25 protein-coding genes are annotated in these 23,382 nt (G+C 60.5%); 20 read left to right on the top strand and 5 right to left on the bottom strand.

All coding sequences use genetic code 11. From position 1 onward, the window contains the following. Nucleotides 1–131: 131 nt before the first annotated feature. From fliG to motA, 4 genes are all read right to left on the bottom strand, one after another. The gene (gene fliG, locus ATY77_RS22200; RefSeq protein ID WP_088676835.1) at nt 132–1,172 is read right to left on the bottom strand and encodes a flagellar motor switch protein FliG; all 1,041 of its coding nucleotides are present in this window, start codon (nt 1,170–1,172) and stop codon (nt 132–134) included. A 28-nt stretch (nt 1,173–1,200) separates the two neighbouring features. After that, the gene (gene fliN, locus ATY77_RS22195; RefSeq protein ID WP_088688862.1) at nt 1,201–1,788 is read right to left on the bottom strand and encodes a flagellar motor switch protein FliN; all 588 of its coding nucleotides are present in this window, start codon (nt 1,786–1,788) and stop codon (nt 1,201–1,203) included. A 65-nt stretch (nt 1,789–1,853) separates the two neighbouring features. Next, nucleotides 1,854–2,804, bottom strand: coding sequence for a FliM/FliN family flagellar motor switch protein (locus tag ATY77_RS22190; protein WP_088688861.1), 951 nt, complete (start codon nt 2,802–2,804; stop codon nt 1,854–1,856). Further along, the gene (gene motA / locus ATY77_RS22185) at nt 2,805–3,677 is read right to left on the bottom strand and encodes a flagellar motor stator protein MotA (RefSeq protein WP_088676838.1); all 873 of its coding nucleotides are present in this window, start codon (nt 3,675–3,677) and stop codon (nt 2,805–2,807) included. A 253-nt stretch (nt 3,678–3,930) separates the two neighbouring features. Here motA and flgF point away from each other — a divergent pair, with 253 nt between their 5' ends. The 13 genes from flgF to fliP all read left to right on the top strand — a co-directional run bounded on the left by flgF (nt 3,931) and on the right by fliP (nt 12,937). After that, nucleotides 3,931–4,665, top strand: a complete 735-nt coding sequence (gene flgF, locus ATY77_RS22180) for a flagellar basal-body rod protein FlgF (protein WP_088676839.1) — start codon at nt 3,931–3,933, stop codon at nt 4,663–4,665. A 70-nt stretch (nt 4,666–4,735) separates the two neighbouring features. Further along, complete coding sequence (fliI, locus tag ATY77_RS22175; protein ID WP_088688860.1) at nt 4,736–6,133, top strand: flagellar protein export ATPase FliI; 1,398 nt, start codon at nt 4,736–4,738, stop codon at nt 6,131–6,133. 2 nt (nt 6,134–6,135) lie between these two features. Then, nucleotides 6,136–6,678 (top strand): flagellar protein, encoded by a 543-nt coding sequence (locus tag ATY77_RS22170; RefSeq protein ID WP_088676841.1) that lies wholly within the window; start codon nt 6,136–6,138, stop codon nt 6,676–6,678. 170 nt (nt 6,679–6,848) lie between these two features. Further along, nucleotides 6,849–7,241: a flagellar basal body rod protein FlgB gene (flgB, locus tag ATY77_RS22165; protein ID WP_088676842.1), complete on the top strand. Its 393-nt coding sequence runs from the start codon at nt 6,849–6,851 to the stop codon at nt 7,239–7,241. A gap of 5 nt (nt 7,242–7,246) precedes the next feature. Further along, a complete protein-coding gene (gene flgC / locus ATY77_RS22160) occupies nt 7,247–7,663 on the top strand; it encodes a flagellar basal body rod protein FlgC (RefSeq protein WP_088688859.1) in 417 nt (138 codons plus the stop codon). A gap of 2 nt (nt 7,664–7,665) precedes the next feature. Beyond that, a complete protein-coding gene (locus ATY77_RS22155) occupies nt 7,666–8,010 on the top strand; it encodes a flagellar hook-basal body complex protein FliE (protein WP_088676844.1) in 345 nt (114 codons plus the stop codon). Nucleotides 8,011–8,029: 19 nt separating this feature from the next. After that, the gene (gene flgG / locus ATY77_RS22150; protein WP_088676845.1) at nt 8,030–8,818 is read left to right on the top strand and encodes a flagellar basal-body rod protein FlgG; all 789 of its coding nucleotides are present in this window, start codon (nt 8,030–8,032) and stop codon (nt 8,816–8,818) included. A gap of 16 nt (nt 8,819–8,834) precedes the next feature. Then, nucleotides 8,835–9,317 carry a flagellar basal body P-ring formation chaperone FlgA gene (flgA, locus tag ATY77_RS22145; protein WP_088676846.1) on the top strand — a complete coding sequence of 161 codons (483 nt, stop codon included), beginning with the start codon at nt 8,835–8,837 and terminating at the stop codon, nt 9,315–9,317. Further along, on the top strand, nt 9,314–10,435 hold the full coding sequence (locus ATY77_RS22140) for a flagellar basal body P-ring protein FlgI (protein WP_088676847.1): 1,122 nt from the start codon (nt 9,314–9,316) through the stop codon (nt 10,433–10,435). The genes flgA and ATY77_RS22140 overlap by 4 nt, the downstream gene beginning before the upstream one ends. Continuing rightward, nucleotides 10,432–10,971 (top strand): MotE family protein, encoded by a 540-nt coding sequence (locus ATY77_RS22135; protein ID WP_088676848.1) that lies wholly within the window; start codon nt 10,432–10,434, stop codon nt 10,969–10,971. Before ATY77_RS22140 ends, ATY77_RS22135 begins: the two co-directional genes overlap by 4 nt. After that, nucleotides 10,968–11,684, top strand: coding sequence for a flagellar basal body L-ring protein FlgH (flgH, locus tag ATY77_RS22130; RefSeq protein ID WP_088688858.1), 717 nt, complete (start codon nt 10,968–10,970; stop codon nt 11,682–11,684). Before ATY77_RS22135 ends, flgH begins: the two co-directional genes overlap by 4 nt. 12 nt (nt 11,685–11,696) lie before the next feature. Continuing rightward, entirely contained in the window at nt 11,697–12,203 is a 507-nt protein-coding gene (locus tag ATY77_RS22125) for a flagellar basal body-associated FliL family protein (RefSeq protein WP_088688857.1), read from the top strand. Beyond that, complete coding sequence (gene fliP, locus ATY77_RS22120) at nt 12,200–12,937, top strand: flagellar type III secretion system pore protein FliP (protein WP_088688856.1); 738 nt, start codon at nt 12,200–12,202, stop codon at nt 12,935–12,937. The genes ATY77_RS22125 and fliP overlap by 4 nt, the downstream gene beginning before the upstream one ends. Nucleotides 12,938–13,013: 76 nt before the next feature. Here fliP and ATY77_RS22115 read toward each other — a convergent pair whose 3' ends face one another. Beyond that, on the bottom strand, nt 13,014–14,930 hold the full coding sequence (locus ATY77_RS22115) for a glycosyl transferase (protein ID WP_088688855.1): 1,917 nt from the start codon (nt 14,928–14,930) through the stop codon (nt 13,014–13,016). A gap of 489 nt (nt 14,931–15,419) precedes the next feature. Between ATY77_RS22115 and ATY77_RS22110 the strand changes: the two genes are divergently transcribed. The 7 genes from ATY77_RS22110 (at nt 15,420) to motC (ending at nt 23,381) form a co-directional block, all read left to right on the top strand. Continuing rightward, nucleotides 15,420–16,325, top strand: a complete 906-nt coding sequence (locus tag ATY77_RS22110; RefSeq protein WP_088688854.1) for a flagellin — start codon at nt 15,420–15,422, stop codon at nt 16,323–16,325. Nucleotides 16,326–16,607: 282 nt separating this feature from the next. Further along, nucleotides 16,608–17,516 (top strand): flagellin, encoded by a 909-nt coding sequence (locus ATY77_RS22105; RefSeq protein WP_088688853.1) that lies wholly within the window; start codon nt 16,608–16,610, stop codon nt 17,514–17,516. Nucleotides 17,517–17,762: 246 nt separating this feature from the next. Continuing rightward, the gene (locus ATY77_RS22100; RefSeq protein ID WP_088688852.1) at nt 17,763–18,674 is read left to right on the top strand and encodes a flagellin; all 912 of its coding nucleotides are present in this window, start codon (nt 17,763–17,765) and stop codon (nt 18,672–18,674) included. Nucleotides 18,675–18,973: 299 nt separating this feature from the next. Further along, entirely contained in the window at nt 18,974–19,936 is a 963-nt protein-coding gene (locus ATY77_RS22095) for a flagellin (RefSeq protein ID WP_088688851.1), read from the top strand. A gap of 202 nt (nt 19,937–20,138) precedes the next feature. Further along, nucleotides 20,139–20,768: a hypothetical protein gene (locus ATY77_RS22090; RefSeq protein WP_088688850.1), complete on the top strand. Its 630-nt coding sequence runs from the start codon at nt 20,139–20,141 to the stop codon at nt 20,766–20,768. Next, nucleotides 20,765–22,081 carry a MotB family protein gene (locus ATY77_RS22085; RefSeq protein WP_088688849.1) on the top strand — a complete coding sequence of 439 codons (1,317 nt, stop codon included), beginning with the start codon at nt 20,765–20,767 and terminating at the stop codon, nt 22,079–22,081. Before ATY77_RS22090 ends, ATY77_RS22085 begins: the two co-directional genes overlap by 4 nt. 10 nt (nt 22,082–22,091) lie before the next feature. Then, nucleotides 22,092–23,381: a chemotaxis protein MotC gene (gene motC / locus ATY77_RS22080; RefSeq protein ID WP_088688848.1), complete on the top strand. Its 1,290-nt coding sequence runs from the start codon at nt 22,092–22,094 to the stop codon at nt 23,379–23,381. The last annotated feature ends 1 nt before the right edge of the window (nt 23,382 follow it).

Here is a 23,382-nt window from a genome sequence, read left to right as displayed (position 1 = left end):
GAACGCCTTGCATGATTTACGTTCATGCAAGGCGCTCTGAAGCACGACTATTGATGGAAGGGTAGTCGCCCGCAGCAGGGCGATCAACAGCCGCCTTTCGGGATGCTGGATTTGTCAACAGTCTCGAAGCGTTAGGCGGCTGCCGAAGCGTCGCCTTCCTTCTCCTTGAGCTCGATCTGGCCTGAGTTGGCCAGGCGAATCGCTTCCTGGGCGACGGCGCGGCGAGCGATGGCGATCTCGCGCGGATTGACGCCGCCCATGCCGCTCTGCAGATCCGATTCGATCATGCGGCGCTGGCGCGGGCTGATGGCGGAAAGAACCGATTCGCGGATCTCCGGCGGCGAGCCGCGCAGCGCGACGGTGAGTACATCCGTGGAGATGTCGTTCAGCAGCATGACGCGGCTGCGCTGCGGCATATACATGAGGTCCTCGAAGAGGAAGATCTTCGGGCGAACCTTGTTGACCGCTTCCCGGCTGATCGATTCGAGCGAGGTGAGCAGCGTGTCGACCTGCGGCTTGTCGAGTTCGTTCATGAGATCGGCGACCTTCGTCGAACCGGCCGCATTGCGCTCCGCCTCGACTTCGGCGAGCAGCGTCATGACCTGGTTCTCAATGATCTGCGCGGCCTTCGGGCTGACGGTCTTCATGTTGACCGTGCGGTTCATGATGTCGGCCCGGCGATTGTCGGGAAGCTGCAGCAGCACTTTGGCGCCGAAGGCAGAGGGCATCATCGAAAGGATATAGGCGACGGTCTGCGGGTGTTCGCGCAGCAGGAACTGTGCCACGAATGCCGGTTCGGCCTCGCTGAGGCGATCCCAGATCGAGGTCTCATAGGCCTGGAATGCGGTGCGGCGGCCGAGCAGGCTGTCGACCTCGTCGGGCGTTAGCCCCTCTTCCAGGATCGCTTCGATCGCCTTGGCGTTGTCCATCAGGCCGGCGCCCTCGGTGAAGAGGTCTTCGAATTCCGCGACGAGCGACAGCAGCTCGTCCGGCGGAATGGCGCGCAGCGATTGGGCGGATGAGATAATGGTCTGCAGTTCTGCCTGGGTAAAATATTTCAACAGCCGGCCGGCGACTCCCTTTCCCATAGCGAGAAGAACAGCCGCCGCCTTTTCAGCCTGGGTCAACGGTTTCCCGGCTAGCGCGCCGCCGAAATCGTCAAAGTCCATCATGGTCTAACCTCTCCGTCCCACACAGGGATCAGGCTTTTTTCGTGCTCAAAACTTCTATCAGTTTCACACCGAATCGCGTGTCGTCGTTATCAAGCACCGTAATCTCGCCGCGTGCAATCCTGCGGCCATTCACCATAATCTCGACCGGTTCGCCGATCTTCTTGTCGAGGGCGATCGTCGCCCCTTCATTGAGATTCATCAGGCCGGAAACCTGCATGCGGCTAGTGCCGAGCATGATCTGGACGTCGATCGGAATGTCCATGATCAGTTCGAAGTTCGAGGTCAGCGCGCTGCCGAGCGGCGCCGGCGACGCCTCGAAGGAAGAGCTGCCGCCGAAATCCATGCCTGCGGCCGGGCTGGCATTGCCAGCGCCGAAATCGCCGCCGAAATCGTCGCCGCCGAACGGGGAATTCGAAGTCTCGCCGCCAAAGGCGGCCAGATCCGTTCCTGCACCGAAGGCATCATTCTCCAGGTCGCCGCCAAACTGCGACAAGTCGCCATCGGCATCCTGCTTCAGCACACCGCGCAGATCGTCGATCGCCTGGTCGAGATCGGCTTCACTGCCCGGCATATCCAGGGAGAGGTCGCTGTTCTGCTGTGTTTTCTTCGTAGCCATGAAATCACTATTCCAGTTGAAACTTGCCTCAAACTGCCTTTGCAGCCCAAAAGCCAGAGAACCGATTAATTCATTAAATGACGGATGAGTTCGTCATCCGAGTTCATCGTATCCTTGACGCGGACCATGTAGTTTTCGCCGGAACGCCCGAATTCGCACACATACAGTTCCTTGCTGTTGGCGCTCACCTCGACGCGTACGTCTTCGTGGTCGCGGAATGGAATGACGTCGCCGACCATCAGCTTCGATATAGTGCGCAGCGTCAGATCCTGTAGCCTGATCTTTGCCTCGAGCGTCACATGCGACCGGCGGACCTGGTCGCCGAGCTGCTCGGTCCATTCCGGCGATTTGCCGGCGGCCTGGCGCTTCGGCTTCGGCGGCGTCACGTTGGTCTTGAGAAGCGCCGTCTGAGGAACGATCAGCGAGAATTCCGAAACGATTCCGGCCAGCGTGATCGACATGTTGATGGCGGCGACGAACTCATCCGGCCGGTCTTCCGGCGGCCGGGCGCGTGTATCATGGGCGTGCGGGGCCGACAGGCTGGGTTCGAAGCCGCCGGGCGCGTTGACGGCCGAGCGCAGCACCTTGGCGATCTTGTCGAAGATCATGACAGCGAGGTCGAGCTCGATAACCGACAGCAGACGGTCGGCCGGCTCCTCGATCGTATCGGCGGTGGCGCCAAGCAGGTGTTCCATCAGCGTGATGACGAAACCGTTGCCGCAGGCAAGCGTGATGTTCTGCGACCAGTTGCGCAGCGTCGCGTCGACGAGCGTGACGTTGGCGCTCAGGTCGTCAATCAGGTGGTTCTTGTAGCCGATCTCGCAGCCGAGATAGTTGACCGTCACGTCGAGGCCGGTCTCGCTCTTGATGACGTCGGGAAAGAATTCGCTGTAAACTTCGCCGAAGGAGCTGCAGATCTTGGCGACCCTGCCTCTGTCGCCGAGCCCGCCCGTCAGTTTGGCCAGAAGGGCAGGATCCATTGCCGGTTTGTCATGCGAAGCATTGCTCGTGGTCATTTAAGCCGCCTTGTTTTCGCCGCCTGGGTTCATCATTTCCTGTTCGACTGCATCGATCGACGGACGCTCGTAAGCCGAGATCGTCTTGCGCCCGTATTCGAGAGCGACCTGCGGCACCGAGCCGTTCATGTAGGCAAGCAGCGTCTGCTTGACGATGACGTAGAGGCGGTGCTGCTTGTTGCGCACGATCTTGATCTGGGAGACCAGCGGCGAGCAGAGGCAGTAGGACAAGAGAATGCCGAGGAAGGTGCCGACGAGCGCCGAGCCGATCAGGTGACCGAGCACTTCAGGCGATTCATTGATCGCTGCCATCGCCTTGATGACGCCGAGAACGGCCGCGACGATACCGATCGCCGGGAAGGAATCGCCCATGATCTGGATCGCGTGGTAGGGCTTCATCTTGTCGTGCATGATGGTGTTGAGCTCTTCGTCCATCAGCGCCTCGATTTCGTGGCTGCGGGCATTGCCGATGATGATCAGGCGCACGTAGTCGCAGATGAATGCGGTCAATTCCTTGTTTTTCAGAACGGTCGGAGCCTGCTGGAAGATCGTCGATTCGGCTGGATTGTCGATGTGGGCTTCGATTTCGTTTCGCGACTTGGTGCGCAGGTCGCGCATCAGCGAATAGAGCACGCCGAGCGTGTCGAGATAGTTGCGTTCCTTCGGCACGGCGTGCTTGAAGGCTTCGCCGAGCGCCTTGCCGGAATCCTTCACCACCTTCATCGGGTTGGCCATGATGAAGCTGCCGAGACCCGCGCCGCCGATGATGACGAACTCGAAGGGCTGGAACAGAGCGTCCACGTGGCCGCCCATTGCCATGAAGCCGCCGATGACGCAGCCGCAAGTCACTATAAATCCGATAATGATGTTCATCGTCAGCCCAATCTGAACGTTGCTTTTCTTTGAGACCGATAGGGTTTCTGCCTTGCGTGAGGCTGATGAAAGGGCCGGTCGCGGGGCATTTCCGCGTGCCAGCTTCGCGCAAGCATCTGTCGTCAGGCTAAAGGTGACGAATGGGTGTCCGCACCCGTTTCTGAGATGCCGCCTCAGCGAATTCCGGCCGAACCACACCAAACGACGCCCGGCTTTTCGTTCCGTTCATCGCCAATGCTTGGAGCTTACCGACATGCAATCCGGTCTTTATGTTTCTCTGTCGTCGCAGATGGCTCTGGAAAAGCGCCTGAACACCATCGCAGACAACATGGCGAACGTGAATACGACCGGTTTTCGCGCCACCGAGGTGAAGTTCGACGAGATGGTGGCGAACACCAAGAACAAGCTGAACACCAAGGTCGCTTTCGTCTCGCAGGGCAATGACTATCTGAGCGAACAGACCGGCGAATTGCAGCACACCGGCAATATGCTCGATTTCGCCATCAAAGGCGATGCCTGGTTCGCGCTCGATACGCCGGCCGGCCGGGTTCTGACGCGGGACGGCCGCTTTACGATCAGGGAAACGGGCGAACTCGTTACTGTCCGGGGATATCCGGTTCTCGACGCCGGCGGTGCGCCGATCCAGCTCAACACTGCAGGCGGCGAGCCGGCCGTCGGCACCGACGGGGTGATCTATCAGGGCGGCCGTCAGGTCGGTTCACTCGGCCTGTTCGAGGCCGATGTCAGCAAGGGTTATCTCAGGTACGAAAACAGCGGCATCATGACCACCGACCAGCCGCGCGCCGTCGTGGATCGCTTCAATATCGGTGTCGAGCAGGGCTATCTCGAAAATTCCAACGTCAACGCCATGCGCGAGATCACCCAGCTGATCCAAGTCAACCGCGCCTTCGAAAGCATCTCCTCGCTAATGCGTGACAGCGAGGATTCGTTCAAGGAAGCCGTCCAGACGCTCGGAGGCAGCCGCTAATGCATGCCGCCCAAGAGAATGCAGCGGTTTTGGGAAGCTGCGCGACGCATTTTCGGGCGGGATTTGACGTATGAGCACCACGTTGCTGTCCGAGGAAAGCCTCTCTCCCAAACTGGCGCATCTGGCAGGCCTCGTCGACCGCTACGTCTCGCCGGACTTCGCCGTCGCCCATGGCGGGCGGGTTCAGACCATCGCCGCCGGCCACTATACGGTCCGCGGTCTCTCGCGCCATGTTCGTCTCGGTGAGTTCGTCGCCCACAAGTCGGCGACCGGCATCCATCTCGGAGAGGTCGTTCGCGTCGAGCCGGATCTGATCTATGTCTGCCCGATCGAACCCGGCGAGCCGATCGGTATCCACGATACCGTCATCCGCAAGGGCGCCTTCCGCATTTCACCCTCGGACAGCTGGTGCGGGCGCACCATCAATTCGCTCTGCGAGCCCATCGACGGGCTGGGCCCGATCACCGAAGGGCTCGATCGCCGGTCGATCTCCAATACCGCCCCGCCCTCGATGACCCGTAAGCGTGTCGAGGCCGGCTTCAAGACCGGCGTGCGCGCCATCGATATCTTCTCGCCGCTCTGCCTCGGCCAGCGCCTCGGCATTTTTGCCGGCTCCGGCGTCGGCAAATCGACGCTTCTGTCCATGCTTGCCCGTGCGGATGCCTTCGACAAGGTGGTGATCGCGCTTGTCGGCGAGCGCGGCCGCGAAGTGCGCGAATTCATCGAGGATACGCTCGGCAGCAATATGAAGAAGGCGATCGCCGTGGTCGCAACCAGCGATGAAAGCCCGATGCTGCGCAAGATGGCGCCGCTGACGGCGGTCACCATCGCCGAGCATTTCCGCGACAAGGGCGAGAACGTTCTTTTCATCGTCGACAGCGTCACGCGGTTTGCCCATGCGATCCGCGAGGTGGCGACGGCTTCCGGCGAGCCGCCGATTGCGCGCGGTTATCCCGCTTCCGTCTTCACCGAGCTGCCGCGCCTCCTGGAACGCGCCGGCCCCGGGCCCGAAGGCGCTGGCACGATCACCGCGATCATCTCCATCCTGGTCGACGGCGACAACCACAACGACCCGATCGCCGATTCGACACGCGGCATCCTGGACGGACATATCGTCCTGCAGCGCAGTCTCGCCGAAGAAGGGCGTTATCCGCCGATCGATCCGCTGGCCTCGATCTCGCGTCTTGCCCGGAAGGCCTGGACGCCGGATCAGGAAAAGCTGGTGTCGCGGCTGAAGGTGCTGATCCACCGCTTCGAGGAGACACGCGACCTGCGCCTGATCGGCGGTTATCGCCAGGGCGCCGATCCCGACCTTGATATGGCGGTCAAGCAGGTGCCCATCATTTACGACGTTCTGAAGCAGTCTCCCGGTGATCGCGAGTCGGCCGATGCCTTCGCCGATCTTGCCGGCGCGCTCAAGGCCGCGGCCGGCATGGGCAATCAGGGCGGTCCCATTCAGAGGAGATAGACGTGGCTGAATTCGACGACGAACGCATCGCTTCCCCGAAGCAGCGCAGGAAGACCGTCATTCTGGACCGGTTCCTGACGTTCGCCGGCCTGGCGCTCGCCGGCGCCTCCGCTTTCTTCCCCTGGTATGTCTTCTTCAATGAGGACAAGTTCGGCATCAACGTCGCCAGCAGCGACAATGCACGCGAACTGCCGGATTGGCCGGCCCGCAACGTTTTCAGCGTCTCGCCGCTTGCGATGGTCAACAAGAACGAGACGGACAAGAAGGTTCCGCCGGTTGATACGCTGACGACGGCTACGGTCTCCGATCTCGGCAAGGCGCGTGATGGCGCCATGCTCAAAGAGGACCAGCCTTTCCCCGGCAAGTCTTCCTTCCGGCTGCTGCACGTTTCCAACGGCCGGGCGCTGATCGAAGATCCCTCGGGCATGTACGTGGTGCGGATCGGCTCGATCCTGCCCGACGAGAGCCGTCTGGCGACGCTCGAACAGCGCGACGGAAAATGGGTGATCGTTACCTCCAAGGGCGAAATCTACCAGAACAACTGATGCTGCCTGCAAAAGCATGAGGCAACAGGGGCTCCGCCGCGAACCGGCCGGAGTCTTTGTTCTTTCAACGGCCTCCGGCACCGGCTGAAAAGGTCTCGAAGCCCGAATTCCCGTAAGTCCCACGCAAGATTACCTCACTAGGTTCGGGATAGTAAAAACGGAGAGTTCTCATGCAACCGATCCAACTTTTCGACTTGGCTTCGCGGCAGGCGGAATGGCTGACGATCCGTCAGCAGGTTGTTGCCGGCAACATCGCGAATGCCAACACGCCGAAGTTCCGCGCCAAGGACGTGACGCCCTTCGACGCCGTGCTTGATAGGTCCGAGATCACCATGGCGCGCACCAATCCGGCGCATCTGAGTGGCAATGATTTCAGCGCCAGCGGCGACATCGATGTCAAGGACGCGGCGCTCGACCAGGAGATCGGCATTCAGGAATCGGGCAACACCGTCGGTGTGGCCGAGGAACTTTCGAAGTCCGGCGAGATCAAGCGGCAGTACGAGCTCAACACGTCGCTGGTCAGCTCCTTCAACCGCATGATGTTGATGACCGTCAGGAAGTAAAAGTCATGGATCCGCTTTCAGCAGCAATGAAAATCGCCGGTTCCGGGCTTGAAGCGCAGTCGACGCGCCTGCGCATCGTCTCGGAAAACATCGCCAACGCCCGCTCGACCGGCGACACGCCCGGCGCAGATCCCTATCGCCGCAAGACGATCACCTTCGGCCAGCAGATGGACCGCACGAGCGGCGTCGAGACGGTCAACGTCAAGAAGGTCGGTGTCGACGAAACGGACTTCAGCACTGAGTTCGACCCCAGCAATCCGGCTGCGAATGAAAAGGGCGTCGTCAAGCTGCCGAACGTCAATATCCTGGTCGAGATGGCCGACATGCGTGAAGCCAACCGCTCCTACGACGCCAACCTGCAGACCATCAAGCAGACCCGCGACCTCATCTCCTCCACGATCGATCTCCTGAAGAGCCAATAATAATGATCAGCAGCGTCCAGAATGTCAGCAACCTTTCGATGACCCGTGCGCTCGGCGCCGTCGACACCGAAAATTCCGTCTCGTCGTCTGCCGCCGCCACCATGCCGGGTACTGCGGGCGCCGCCAACGGCATGAGCTTCGCTTCGGTCCTGGGCGGCATGGCCACTGACGCCGTCAACAGCCTGAAGGGTGCGGAAAGCATGTCCTTTGCCGGTATCAAGGGCACGGCGACGACGCGCGAAGTCGTCGATTCCATGCTGCAGGCCGAGCAGACGCTGCAGACCGCGATTGCCATCCGTGACAAGGTCGTCTCGGCCTTTCTCGAAGTCACCAAGATGCAGATGTAACTGATTTGAGGACGAAGACATGAGAGCGCTCGCCATCGCAGCAACGGGCATGGATGCCCAGCAGACCAATCTGGAAGTCATCGCGAACAACATCGCCAACATCAACACGACGGGCTTCAAGCGGGCTCGCGCCGAGTTCACCGATCTGCTCTACCAGACCGAACGTGCCAAGGGCGTTGCCAACCGCGCCAACCAGGCCGTCGTTCCCGAGGGCGCCAATATCGGCCTCGGCGTCCAGACCTCGGCGGTCCGCAATCTGCATCTCCAGGGCGAACTCACCCAGACCGGCAACGACCTCGACGTGGCGCTGATCGGCAAGGGCTTCTTCCAGATCCAGTCGACCGACGGCACCACGCTCTACACCCGCGCCGGCGCTTTCAACAAGAACGACCAGGGCCAGCTCGTCACCATCGACGGTTATGAGGTTCTTCCTGGCATCACCATTCCGCAGGGTTCCACCGAGCTGACGATCAGCCGCTCCGGCGAAGTTTCGGTCAAGTTGCCCGGTCAGACCGATACGACCGTGCTCGGTCAACTGACGCTTGCCGACTTCGTCAACGAGGCGGGCCTCCAGCCGATCGGTGACAACCTCTTCCAGGAAACGGCCGCCTCGGGCGAGGCTGTCGTCGGCAACCCGGACGAGGAAGGTTTCGGCTACATGAAGCAAGGTTATCTGGAATCCTCCAACGTCGATCCGGTGAAGGAAATCACCGAGCTGATATCGGCCCAGCGCGCTTATGAAATGAATTCCAAGGTGATCACCACCGCTGATGAAATGGCCTCCATCGTCAGCAAGAACCTGAAGTAAAGGGAAGGGCCGAAACATGATGTTTTGCCGGGCAGGACGCATCTCAGGATGGGTGGCGGCAGCCACGATCGCAGTCGCGGGCATCATTTTGCCCGCGGAGGTGGATGCCGGCATGGGTTATGCCGTCGTCCCGACGACGATCATCTACCCCGGCGACACATTGTCGGGCAGCCAGCTTCAAGAGGTCGAGGTCACCAACCCCAACCTCGCCGGAGACTATGCCAAATCGATTTCGCAGGTCGAAGGTCTGGTCTCCAAGCGCACGCTGCTGCCTGGCCGCACGATTTCGGTTTCGGCCTTGCGCGAGCCCTATACGGTGACGCGCGGCTCTTCGATCCGCCTTGTCTTCTCTCTCGGCGCAATGACGATCTCGGCCGCCGGCACGCCGCTCGAAGACGGCGCGACGGGGCAGCTCATCCGCGCGCGCAATATGGATTCCGGCGTCATCGTCAGCGGCACGGTGCTTGCGGACGGCACGATCCATGTGAGGGCAAAATGAAATTGTTCTTCCGTTTCCTGACCCTTGTCGCGGTTCTCGCCATGAATTTGGCCGACGTCGCGCCCGCCTGGGCGCTGACCTCCCGCATCAAGGACATCGCCTCCCTCCAGGCCGGCCGCGACAACCAGCTGATCGGTTACGGCCTGATCGTCGGCCTGCAGGGAACCGGCGACGGTTTCCGTTCCTCGCCCTTCACCGAGCAGTCGATGCGGGCGATGCTGCAGAATCTCGGCATCTCGACGCAGGGCGGCCAGTCCAGCGCCAAGAATACGGCGGCGGTGATGGTCACCGCCAACCTGCCGCCTTTTGCTAGCCCCGGCAGCCGTATCGACGTGACGGTGAGCTCGCTCGGCGACGCGACGTCGCTGCGCGGCGGCACGCTCGTCATGACCTCGCTTTCCGGCGCCGACGGCCAGATCTATGCCGTCGCCCAGGGCGCCGTCATCGTCTCCGGCTTTCAGGCGCAAGGCCAGGCGGCGACGGTGACCGAAGGCGTCACTACAGCCGGCCGCGTGCCGGGCGGCGCGATCATCGAGCGCGAGCTGCCGTCCCGCTTCAAGGATTCGGTCAATCTCGTCCTGCAGCTACGCAACCCCGACTTCTCGACGGCGATCCGTATCGCCGATATCGTCAATGGTTACGCCTCGGCGCGCTTCGGCGGCCCGGTGGCGGAAGCCAAGGATTCGCAGGAAGTGGTGGTCCAGAAGCCGCGCGCGGCCGATCTCACCCGCTTGATGGCCGATATCGAAAATCTCATCGTCGAAACCGATACGCCGGCCAAGGTCGTCATCAACGAGCGGACCGGAACGATCGTCATCGGCTCTGATGTCCGCGTCTCGCCAGTCGCCGTCAGCTACGGCACCTTGACGGTCCAGGTTACCGAGACGCCGCAGATCATCCAGCCCGAACCCTTCTCGCGCGGCCGCACCGCTGTCCAGCCGCAGACCGACATCGCGGCCGAACAGACCGGCGGACGCGTCGCCATCATCGATGGCCCCGACCTCAGGACCCTCGTCGCCGGTCTTAACAATATCGGCGTGAAACCGGATGGCATCATCGCCATTCTCCAGGGCATCAAGTCGGCGGGCGCCCTGCAGGCGGAGCTTGTGCTGCAATGATTGGCATCATCAATCCTGACATGACGGTCCTGCAATTGCTGCGCCGGCTGGCGCTGCCGGCGGCGGGCCTCGTCCTCCTCTCGATTCCCGGCGCTTTCGCACAGGAGCATCCGGAAGGCGCCATCACGCCCCAGGACGAGATCAAGCAGTTCTGCACGAACATCGCCGATCCCGCACGCGACCAGCGTTACCTCCTGCAGAAACAGGAACTGGAAAAGCTTCGCGCCGACATCGACGCCCGCATGGCCGAGATGGACAAGCGCAAGGCCGAATATCAGGACTGGCTCAAGCGTCGCGACGATTTCCTGAAGCAGGCGGAAGCCGGCCTCACCGAAATCTATAAGAAGATGAAGCCGGATGCGGCAGCGCTCCAGCTGCAGGACATGAAGATCGAGGTGGCGTCTGCCGTCATCATGCGGCTCGGCCCGCGCCAGTCGAGCCTCATCCTCAACGAGATGGACCCTGAGAAAGCTGCGGTCATCGCAAACATCATCGCCAGTGCGTCCGACCCCAATACGTCGAAGGATCCTTCATGAATATGCGTCTCCCGGCCGCGATCGCCGCCCTCGCACTCCTTGCAGGCTGCCAGTCTCCGACGGCGGTCAGCGAGATCGGCCGCGCGCCAGCCATGAGCCCGATCGGCAGCGGTCTCGCCTATGGCCAGACGCCGCAGATGGCGCTCTACCCGAAGCAGCCGCGCGCCGTCGCGCAGGGCTATTCGCTATGGAGCGATTCGCAGGCCGCCCTCTTCAAGGATGCGCGCGCCTTGAACGTCGGCGACATTCTGACCGTCGACATTCAGATCAACGACAAGGCTTCCTTCGACAACGAGACCAACCGCAGCCGCACCAATTCGAGCGGCATGAACTGGGATATCAACGCCCAGATCTTCGGCTGGACGCCGGAGTCCAAGACCGACTTGACCTACGGTTCCGACACCAGCACCGACGGCAAGGGCAAGATCGAGCGTACCGACAAGATTACCCTTCTGGTCGCAGCCGTCGTCACCGGCATCCTCGAAAACGGCAACCTCGTCATCTCCGGTTCGCAGGAAGTGCGCCTGAACCAGGAACTGCGCATCCTGAACGTCGCCGGTATCGTTCGTCCGCAGGACGTCAATGCCGACAACCAGATCTCCTACGACAAGATCGCCGAAGCCCGCATCTCCTATGGCGGCCGCGGCCGGCTGATGGAAGTGCAGCAGCCGCCGCGCGGCCAGCAGGCTGTCGATCTTTTCTCGCCGCTTTGAGGCTGAACGACGATGGCAGAGCCAGACGAAATCGCAGGTCAACCGAAGAAGAAATCCGCCGCGCTGATGACGATCATCGGCATTGCCGTGCTGACGCTCGTTGGCGCCGGCGGCGGCTGGGCGGTCGGCACGATCGTCGCGCCCAACGTCAAGGGCGCCAAGGAAGCGGAGCTGGCCAAGGAGGCCGAGGCCAAGAAAAAGGCCGAGGAAGGCCTGGCGCGCATCTCGACCGAAGAGAACAACGTCGTCCAGCTCGAGCCGATCACGTCGAACCTCGCTTATCCCTCTGAAAACTGGGTCCGACTCGAGGTCGCGCTGCTGTTCAACGGGCCGCCCGATGTCAAGGTTTCCGAGGATATTCATCAGGATATCCTCGCCTATATCAGGACCGTATCGCTCCAGCAGATCGAGGGGCCGCGGGGCTTTCAATATCTCAAGGATGACATACAGGAACGTGTTGACCTTCGCTCGCAAGGGCGGGTATCGAAGGTCATGTTCAGGACATTTGTCATCGAATGATTCGATTCATAGTTTTCCTTGCTGCCATGATGGCGGTACCGGAACTGGCGGTGGCACAGCAGCTGCCGACCGATTTGTTGAACGTGCCGGTCGACGGCTCCGTCGCCGCCTGGATCATCCGCACGTTCGGCCTGCTGACCGTTCTTTCGGTCGCGCCGGGCATCCTGATCATGGTGACGAGCTTCCCGCGCTTCATCATCGCCTTCTCGATCCTGCGCTCGGGCATGGGCCTCTCCTCGACGCCCTCCAACATGATCCTGCTGTCGCTGTCGCTGTTCATGACCTTCTACGTCATGTCGCCGACTTTCGATCAGGCCTGGCAGAATGGCGTGCAGCCGCTGCTCGCCAACCAGATCAACGAGACCGAAGCCGTTCAGCGGATTGCCGAACCTTTCCGTACGTTCATGGCGGCCAATACCCGCGACAAGGATCTGGCGCTCTTCGTCGATCTCGCGCGCGAGCGCGGGCAGAATATTCAGACGGCCGATCCGATCGACTATCGCGTGCTGATCCCAGCCTTCATGATTTCCGAAATTCGCCGCGGCTTCGAGATCGGCTTTCTCATCGTTCTGCCGTTCCTCGTCATCGACCTCATTGTCGCGACCATCACCATGGCGATGGGCATGATGATGCTGCCTCCGACCTCGATCTCTCTTCCTTTCAAGATTCTCTTCTTCGTGCTGATCGACGGCTGGAACCTGCTCGTCGGCAGCCTGGTGCGCTCATTCAGCTGAACGGCTGCCTTCACTACCGTCCCAACGAAAAAACCGCCGGATCGCTCCGGCGGTTTTTTTGTGCAGGTCGAAAGCCTCACTCGGCGGCGAAGGGCGCCGTGCGCGGCGGCAGCGCCGGAATGTCGATGTGCTCTGGCACAAGGCGCTGTTTGGCGCGCTCGGCCATGATTTCGTACGCCTGCTCCAGATGATGGCAGAAGCGTTCGGCGTCAAAGAGCGGCGCGATGTACCGCTTCTCCTTCAGATGCGCCTTGTATTCGGCGATCCGCCCGGGATTTTGCGCCAATTCGACAGCAAGGTCTTCATAAGCCTGCAGGTCGGCGGCGACGAGATCAGGCAGGTCGATTGCCTGGAGCAGACTTTCGCTGACGCGTGAGGCGAAATTGGTGCCCTTGACGGTTAGAACCGGCAGGCCGCCCCATAGCTGCTCCGAGGTGGTCGTGTGGCCGTTGACGGGGAAGGTGTCGATGCCGAGATCGGCCGCCTGCTGGCGGTCGATGTGCTCTTCATAGGGCGCGCGCGGGCAGAAGATGATCCGCTTGGCGGAAATGCCCGCGGCCTGGAACTGCTTCAAGAGGTTTGCCTGGTTGCGCGGCGTATTGGCCATCAGCCAGAGCACGCTGTTCGGCGCCCGCTTGAGAATCCGGCACCAGCTGTTGATCGTTTCCGGCGTGATTTTGCGGTTGCCGTTGAAGGAGGCGAAGATGAACGCCTCTTCCGGCAGGCCGAGCTGCTCACGGGTGACGGGACGCGGCTTCGGACGATGCGTCGGGTCGTTCGGCTGGTAACTCTCCGGAAGCCGGCAGAATTTCTCATGATAGAACGGCATTGCCACATCCGGCAGCACGAAATGGTCGCCGATGACGTAGTCGAGATCGATGTTGACGGTGCTGCCGGGGAAGCCGAGCCAGCCGACATGCACCGGTGCGAGCGGCAGGTTGAAAGCCGCCGCCCGGCTGCCCGACGTATGGCCCTTCAGGTCGACCATGATGTCGATGTTGTACTCGCGTACGATTTCGAGCACCGCCTGGTCGGAGAAGCCGTGAATGTCGACGATCCTGCCCCAGCGGCTGCGGTCGGTGTCGTTATGCTTCAGATATTCTGGGCCTGTATGGCAGAACAGCGTGACCTCGAAGCGATCCTTGTCGTGCAGTTCCAGGATGCGCTGCAGGAGCTTCATCGTCGCGTGGCGATCCCAGAAATCCGATGACATGTAGCCGATCCGGATCTTGTCGGACCATGTGTGCGGCTGGTTGCGGCGGAAAGCGACCCGTTCCTGGTTGAGAGGGGTCGTGCCGATCGTTGCGTGCCGGTTGAAATCCTCGTTGCCGCACCAGTGCAGATGATAGAAGGGGTTGTCCTTGCGCAGAATCTCGAGATCGCCCTTTGCCAGGGCCCCGTCGATCACCGCCTGATGCTTGGCTGCCTCTTCGAAGTCATTGAATTCACGTGCGAATACAAGGTGGAGAAAGCGGAAGGCATGATTGCCGGGAAAGCGCTTGAAGAGGTTGCGCGCAAGCGCCTGGTTGGTTGCGTCGTTGAGATCGTCGCTGAGCAGCAGGGCCGCCAGGCGCATGTGATCGGGATTCATGCTTTCCGACAGGATCGTCTTGAACGGACGGATGATATCCCGCTGCTGGCGCTTCAGATAGATCACTGTAATGATGAAGGCGAGCTCGGCATCTTCCTGCGCCCTGGTGAGGTTGCGCATGGCGATCAGCAGGGCTTCATCCTCGCTGCCGGTCTCATAATGCAGCTTGGCAGCCTGTTTCTGATATTCGTAAGCGTTCGGTCCTTCGCAATTGCCGGCAAGGCCATAGGCTTTCGCGGCATCGGCCTTGAAGCCGAGCTGCACGAGGTTCTTCGCCAGCAGCGCATAGGTCTTGGCGTCCTGCTGAGTATCGATGAGCTGGTTGAGCGCCGCCAAGGACTTTGTGTAGCGGCCTGCCTGGTAATCTTTGGATGCCGCAGAGAACGAAACTTTGCTGTTCAAAACCCAACTCCGTGAAGGAAATATTCTGGCGTGGCTGCCGATTGCGGACGCGCACGCGGGCCGTCCTCCCCGGTAAACGAGGGATCGGTCCGATGATGCTATCCCGGCATCTCACACACTGACATTCGAAGCTTGCTTGAAACCGGTGGCGCGATGGACCTGCGTCGTCCGCAAATCCTCACCTGTCTCAGAAAGAGCCCATTTTTGCCGGTAAAATTCGCTTTTGCTGCTCGAAATTCGAATGCCAAAACTATCTTCAGCAGCCATTAACTAAGCGTTGTGAGGAGGCATTAACTATGCGGTGTGAGGGGCCAAGCGGGACCCGGTATTTTTAAGAAGTTGGCAAGCATTGGCTGCGAGATTGCCCTGGACATGACGGGTTTGGGCCATAACAAGCAGGCGCCGAGTAGCATGAAGCTGGTCCGTCATCGCCGGTATTACAGTCCGGTATGTCCTCCTTTTTGTATCTAGTTTCCAGGGGACAGATTTATGACAAGCATTAACACGAATTCTTCCGCAATGGCCGCTCTCCAGACGCTGCGCAGCGTCAACCAGAGCCTCAACAGCACGCAGAACCACGTTTCTTCGGGTTACCGCGTTGAAAAGGCTTCCGACAACGCTGCCTATTGGTCGATCGCAACGACCATGCGTTCGGACAACAAGGCGCTTTCGGCTGTTTCCGACGCTCTCGGCGTAGGTGCAGCGAAGGTCGATACCGCTTACACCGCCATGGACAGCGCCATCGACGTCGTCGGTGAGATCAAGGCCAAGCTCGTTGCCGCGACTGAAAACGGCGTCGACAAGGCCAAGGTCCAGGAAGAAATCGGTCAGCTGCAGCAGCAGCTGCTGAGCATCGCTCAGTCGGCTTCCTTCAACGGTGAAAACTGGGTTGCCGGCGCTGCTGGCACCAAGAGCGTCGTTTCCTCCTTCGTCCGCGACGGCTCCAACGCCGTATCGATCACCACGACCGACTACGTTCTCGACAGCGGCTCCGCCGGCAACGTTCTGTTCGGCATGAGCGGCGGCTCGGTTGAAACCTCCACGGGTATTCTCGGCACATCGACGGGCGCGACGGGTTCGATCTACTCGATGGACATCACCAACTTCACCGCCGGTCAGATCCAGTCGGCTCTGACGAACGTTGAATCGGCTCTGAAGGCCATGACCAGCGCCGGCGCTGCTCTTGGCTCGCTCTCCAGCCGCATCGACAGCCAGGACGACTTCGTCTCGGCTCTCAGCGACTCGATCGACTCCGGTATCGGCCGCCTCGTCGACGCCGACATGGAAGAAGAATCGTCGAGGCTCAGCGCTCTTCAGACCCAGCAGCAGCTGGCGATCCAGTCGCTGTCGATCGCGAACTCCTCTTCGCAGAACATCCTGTCGCTCTTCCGCTAAGAGCGGTCGGCACAAGGCTTCCAAGTTTCGCGGCCGGGTCATCCCCGGCCGCGAAATGTTTTAACATAAGGTTAATGAAAATTCTTCTAAGTGTCAGATATTTTTACGCTATTTCCATTTTGAATTTAGCTTTCTTTAACCATCTTGCTGTTTTCTAGGCCCATCGAAACGGCGAGTTAACCCTAACAGAGATGGTTAACAGGCATGATGCTGATCGCTGTGGGCCGGCCGAAAATCCGGAATGTCCCTTTCTAAAATCTGCCAACAAGGGGCAAGCAAACTATGACGAGCATCAACACCAATAACGCTGCAATGGCAGCCCTCCAGACTCTCCGCGGCATCAACCAGGGTCTCCAGGAAACCCAGGCTCACGTTTCCTCCGGCTATCGCGTCGGCAAGGCTTCCGACAACGCTGCCTACTGGTCGATCGCGACGACCATGCGTTCGGACAACAAGGCTCTTTCGGCCGTTTCCGACGCTCTCGGTCTCGGCGCCGCTAAGGTCGACACCGCTTACTCCGCCATGGACAGCGCCATCGATGTTGTCGGTGAGATCAAGGCCAAGCTCGTTGCCGCCACGGAAAGCGGCGTCGACAAGGCCAAAGTCCAGGAAGAAATCAGCCAGCTGCAGCAGCAACTCCTGAGCATCGCTCAGTCGGCTTCCTTCTCGGGTGAAAACTGGGTTGCAGGCGCTGACGGCACCAAGAATGTCGTTGCCTCCTTCGTCCGCGACGGCTCCAACGCCGTATCGGTCGTAATGACCGACTACGTTCTCGACGACGGCTCTGCCGGTAACGTTCTGTTCGGCATGAGCGCCGGCGCGGTCGAAACCTCCACGGGTATCCTCGGCACGTCGAATGGTGCGACCGGTTCCGTCTACGCGATGGACATCACCAACTTCACCCTCGGCGAGATCCAGACCGCTCTGACGAACGTCGAATCTGCTCTGAAGGCCATGACCAGCGCCGGCGCTGCTCTTGGCTCGATCTCCAAGCGTATCGAACTTCAGGAAAACTTCGTCAACGCGCTCAGCGACTCGATCGACTCCGGTATCGGCCGCCTCGTCGATGCCGACATGGAAGAAGAGTCCTCCAAACTCAGCGCCCTGCAGACCCAGCAGCAGCTGGCCGTCCAGTCGCTGTCGATCGCGAACTCCTCTTCGCAGACCATCCTGTCGCTCTTCCGCGGCTAATAACCCGCAGAAAACATCGGTCCGCCGGCCTCGGCGGACCCCAGAGATTCGAGCCGCGCTTCGATGGAGCGCGGCTTTTTAATTTCTGTTAACGGTTGATTAACCATAATGCTGTTTTCTCAGGTCAACGAGACGGCGGGTTAACCGATACTAACAACCGGTTAACAGGCATGATGCTGATCCCCGCTCCCGGTAACATTCCGGAATGTCCCTTTTTTCCACCTGCCGACAAGGGGCAATCATTTCATGACCAGCATTTTGACGAATGTCGCGGCGATGGCCGCCCTTCAGACCCTCCGCGGTATCAACGACAACCTCGAAGATACGCAGAACCGCGTCTCGTCGGGTTATCGTGTCGAAAAGGCGTCCGACAACGCTGCCTATTGGTCGATCGCGACGACCATGCGTTCGGACAACAAGGCACTTTCGGCCGTTTCCGACGCTCTCGGTCTCGGCGCCGCTAAGGTCGATACCGCTTATTCCGCCATGGACAGTGCAATCGACGTCATCAGTGAGATCAAGGCCAAGATCGTCGCCGCGACCGAAAAGGGCGTCGACAAGACCAAGGTCCAGGAAGAAATCGGCCAGTTGCAGCAGCAACTGCTCAGCATCGCGCAGTCGGCTTCCTTCTCCGGTGAAAACTGGGTTGCCGGCGCTGACGGCACCAAGAGCGTCGTATCGACCTTCGTCCGTGACGGCAACGGCAACGTCTCGGTCAAGACGACGGACTACGTTCTGGACACGAGCTCCACAGGCAACGTTCTCTTCGGCATGACTGCGACCGGCACGATTGAGACGACCTCGGGCATTATCGGCACCTCATACGGCACGATCGGTTCGATCTATTCGATGGACATCAGCACCTTCGGTTCGGCTGAGATCTCCATGGCCCTGACCTCGATCGAGGCCGGCTTGGAAGCGATGACCAAGGCTGCATCGCAGCTCGGTTCGATTTCCACCCGTATCGAACTCCAGGAAAATTTCGTAGGAGCGCTGAGCGATTCGATCGACTCAGGCGTCGGACGCCTCGTTGACGCCGACATGGAAGAGGAATCGAGCAAGCTGACGGCCTTGCAAACCCAGCAGCAGCTGGCGATCCAGTCGCTGTCGATCGCCAATTCCAGCGCTCAGAACATCCTCACCCTGTTCCGCAGCTAACGCTCGGCTGAAGCTGGACCGAATCTTGCGCCGCCGTCCGTCGGCAAGCAGAAAACCTCACGAACCGCGCCCGAAACGGCGCGGTTTTTTATTTTATATCAATAGGTTGATTGGTGCGAAGTTCCGCTGTTTGCGCGCGTGGGCCGCGCCCTTGCCCAACAGCTTGGTATCGAGTTAACCTCGCCTTGAGTTGATTTGTTTTTGCGAGACGCCGACGGAACCCCCGTCGGAGGCATGACGCCACGTCAGTCGCCGCCGGCAATCCGGCCTGCCCTTTCACTTTATCCGAGACCCTGTCGATGACCGTTAAGATTACCAGCGCGGCCGCGGTGAATGCGCTTGCGGTGCTGCGCAGCATCAATAAAGAAGCCAGCCAGACCCAGCAGCAAGTTTCCTCGGGATATCGTATCGAGACGGCCGCCGATGATGCGTCCTATTGGTCCATCGCGACCGTCATGCGCTCTGACAGCACCAATCTCGGTACGATCGGAGATGCGCTCGGCCTTGGTGCCGCGAAAGTGGATGCGACCTATACGGCGATGAATTCGGCGATCGATCTCATCACTCAGATCCGTACCAAGCTGGTTGCGGCAAGAGAGCCGGGCACAGACAAGGACAAGATCAACGCCGAGATCAGCGAATATAAGCAGCAGCTGCAGACGGTCGTCGAATCGACGTCGTTCGCAGGCGAGAACTGGCTGCTGAACGGCGATTCTGCTGCCCCCCCGACATGGTCGGTCATCTCGGGCTTCGTGCGCGCCTCGACCGGCGAGTATCAGGCCCAGAGCATCGATTTTCCATCGTCGCAGACCATTCTCATCGATAAGAACAATGCCAGCGGCGGCCTGTTGACCAAATCGGTCGATGCGCAGGCAATCAACAACAGCGGGACCGGCCCCCGCAACTACTACCTGCTGAACGCGAGCTCGACGACGCCGGCGACCGGCACGGAAATCGCGATCGGCAAGAACACGACCGACGCGCAGCTCGTCGATATGCTCGATGTCACCGATTCCTTGCTCTCCACGTTGACGACAACGGCCGCTTCGATCGGCGTGATGAAAGCGCGCATCGACGATCAGATCGATTACACCGCCAACCTGTCCGATTCGATCGACAAGAGTGTGGGCGCGCTGGTCGATACCGACATGGACGAGGCGTCGATCCGTCAGAAGGCGATCGAGACGCAGAAGCAGATGGCCGTCGAAGCGATCTCGATCCTCAACACGGCGGCAAGCAAGATCCTCATTCTGCTGGAGTAAAGGTAGGCGCGAACACGGACGTTGGGAGTGCCATTCATCCTCGCGCAAGTTTGACTTCCTAGTTTCCGGCATGAAGGCATCGTCCGAATTCGTGCCGACGCAAGGCCAAGCCCTTGCCCGTTTCGAAACGGCATGCCGGCGCACAAGGTCATTTTGAGCGGGGTGGGCATGCGGCATGCCTCGCCAATGCTGGATGGGTTTTATGAGCATTTCGCTTTCCCGGTATTTGAAGGATTTCGGTGAACCGGAATCGCCAGCGCCGATCATCGACGTAGATGATTTCGCCGGCGCCGGTTTTCCTGAGATGCCGAGCGAGCCTGTCATCGACGTCGAGGCGGAGCGCCGCGAGGCCTATGCTGAAGGCCATGCCGCAGCGACCGCGGAATTGACGGAAAAGTACGAGCTCGAGGCGCGGGCGCTGGCCGAGGCCCACGCCCGCGAACTCGAGGAACTGAAGCTCCGCTACGAAGTCGAGGCGGCGGCGGTGATTGCATCCCGTATCCGCGATATCGCCGAGGAAGTCGCCGAACTGGTGAGCGCCGGTGCCGCGGCGGCAATCGCGCCCGTGATGACCGACGCGCTCGCCGTCAAGGCTGCGGAGAACCTCGCCGCACTGCTGCGCGATGCGATCCTGGAAGGCGCGGCCGGACCGATCGTCGTCAGAGGGCCGACACCGCTTTTCGATTGGTTGAAGGCCGAGCTCGGCGAACACGCCACGGCGGTTCGCCACGTTGAGACCGACGATATCGATCTTGCCGTGGAAATCGGCGAATCCGTCATCGTCACCCGTATGTCCGCCTGGGCGGCCAGCTTGAAGAAAGTTCTCGAATGAGTGAAGGCGAAAACCACCACCACGGCAAGAACGAGATCATCATCGTCAAGAGACATGGCGGCGGCGATCACGATGGCGCCCATGGCGGTGCGTGGAAAATTGCCTATGCCGATTTCATGACGGCGATGATGGCGTTCTTCCTGGTCATGTGGCTGGTCAATGCCGCCAACGAGGAGACCAAGGCTGCGGTCGCGACCTATTTCAACCCGATCAAGCTTGCCGACGAAAAGCCGACCGAGAAGGGCCTGAAGAAGCCCGTCAAAAATGACGAGGGCGAGGAGAAGCAGGAAAAGTCGAAGCAGAAGGAAGAAAATCCGACCGAGGGCAAGTCAGCCGCGGACGGTGACGACCAGACATCGACCTCAGGCGACCACACCAATTATTCGGAAGCCGACTTCTTCGAAAACCCCTATTCGGTTCTCGCCGAGATCGCGCAGGAAGTCGGCCAGCAGGCCAATGTCAGCGCCAAGGGCGATGGCGGCGCGGCTGATTCCGGCCCGGCGACCGGCGCTGATGGCGGCGAGGCCTATCGCGATCCCTTCGATCCGGATTTCTGGACGAAGCAGGTCGAGGTTACGACGGCAGGCAAGTCGCAGCCTCCCGGCAAGAGTGAGGAACAGGCGAGCGAAAGCGAACCGACCGAAATTGCCAAGGCCGAGAATGTGACGCCCCAGGATCTGAAGCCGGTGCCGGTGCCGGAACAGAAACCGTCCCAGGACGCGAAGGGCGAGGTGCAGGCCCAGGATGGCAAGGGGGACGGCAAAACGCCCGACGAAAAGAAGACCGACGCGCAAAAGGACGCCGACCACCAGAAGGAGGCGGACAAGAGCGCGGCCGAAACCGAAGAGCAGCAAAAGGAAGAGGCAAGGCAGCTCCAGGAGCAGATCGCCCAGCAGATCGGCGGAGTTGCCGGCAAACTCGCAGAAGGCTTGACGGTGACGGCAGCCGAAGGCGGGCTTCTGGTGAGTATCTCCGACCAGACCGACGACTCGATGTTCAATATCGGCTCCGCGGTTCCGCGCCAGGAGATGGTGCTCGCCATGAGCAAGATCGGCGAGATCCTGAAGGAGAGGGGTGGCGCGGTGGCTATCCGCGGCCACACGGACGGGCGACAATATAAAGGTACCCAGAACGAGAACTGGCGGCTTTCAATGGACCGTGCCCAGAGCGCCTATTACATGTTGGTGCGCGGCGGGCTCGACGAAAAGCGCATATCTCAGGTCTCCGGTTTCGCCGACCGCCGGCTGAAGGTGCCGGCTGACCCGTTCGATGCGGCCAACCGCCGGATCGAGATTCTGGTGCAGGCGGATTAAGGAAAACAGGATGGCGCGCCGTCAGCATCGCACCTTCGGATTTGTGGCCCTCGGCCTGGCGATACTCTCGCCAGCCGTAAGCAATGCCGAGGATCCGGACGATCTTGCGCCGTACAAGATGCTGCGGTCGCTGCAGTTCGTGCAGGATTCCGTCGCTGCCGGCGATCATTCGGCCGGCGAAATGCAGCGTTTCATGCTGGGTACGATCGATCAGCGGCTGCGCACTGTCGATCCCTCGATCTTCGACGACGACCGCAATGTAGACGCCGCATTGATCTACGCGATGAGCGGCGGCAATCCGCAGACGCTCGAATATCTGATCGCCCACGACGTCAATGGCTATTTCGACAATCGTGTCACCGATGTTCTGCGCAAATATCTGAGCGGCAAGGGGCTCCTCGTTGCGAAGACGCTGGAGGAGACGTCCAGGGAATATCGCGACAAGAAGATCGGCCCTTATCTTGCGCTGATCGGCGGCAATGTGCTGATCGCGACAAAGCCGACGGAAGCGCTGGATCTTTACGATCAGGCGCGTCTCGCGGCGCCGGGCACGATCGTCGAGGAGGCAGCGTTGCGCCGCTCCGTCGCCATCTGCCTCGATAAGGGAATGGTCGACAGGGGAATGGCCTATTCGCAGCGTTATATCAGGCGCTTCCTGCATTCGCCCTATGCCGGTCAGTTCGCCGATCTCTTCGTCAAGCTCGTCGTCGGTCATGATCACGATGTGAAGCCGCAGGATGTTATCGACATTCTGTCGTTCATGGATGCTCCGCGCCAGCGCGAGGTTTATCTGCGCATTGCCCGCGCCGCGGCAATATCGGGCAAGCCGGAGTTGGCGCGTATGGCGGTGGAACGCGTGCAATCGCTTGGTGCGGGAACCGACAATGCTTTCGGCCCGCTCGCCGATTTCTATGGCGGCATGGCCGGCTTGCCGACGGACGATATCGACCGGGCGGCGAAAAATGTCAGCGGCATCGATGGCAATGCGCTCTCGCCCCGGGATCAGGCGCTGCAGGAGGCGGCGAGATCCGTCGCGGAGCAGATCCTGCGCGCGCCAGATCCGGCAAGCCTGACGCAAGCATCCGCCTCTAACGATGAGCATCAAGAAATCACTTCTGAAAAGGCTGCGGCTCTAGCTACGCAACCGGGGGCGCCAAGCGCGCATCCCGAGCCTATTCCAGGAGGTGTGGCATCGACTGGCCAAAGCCAGGATACCGACCCCTCATTCAACGCATTTGTGACGACCAGTCGATCCAGGCTCGACGAGATCGACAGTCTTCTGGCGCAGGAAGGCAATTAAC

Origin of the sequence: Rhizobium sp. R634 (genome assembly GCF_002211305.1) — a bacterium.
Classification (GTDB): Bacteria; Pseudomonadota; Alphaproteobacteria; order Rhizobiales; family Rhizobiaceae; genus Rhizobium.
This window is presented reverse-complemented; position numbering and strand designations above follow the sequence as displayed.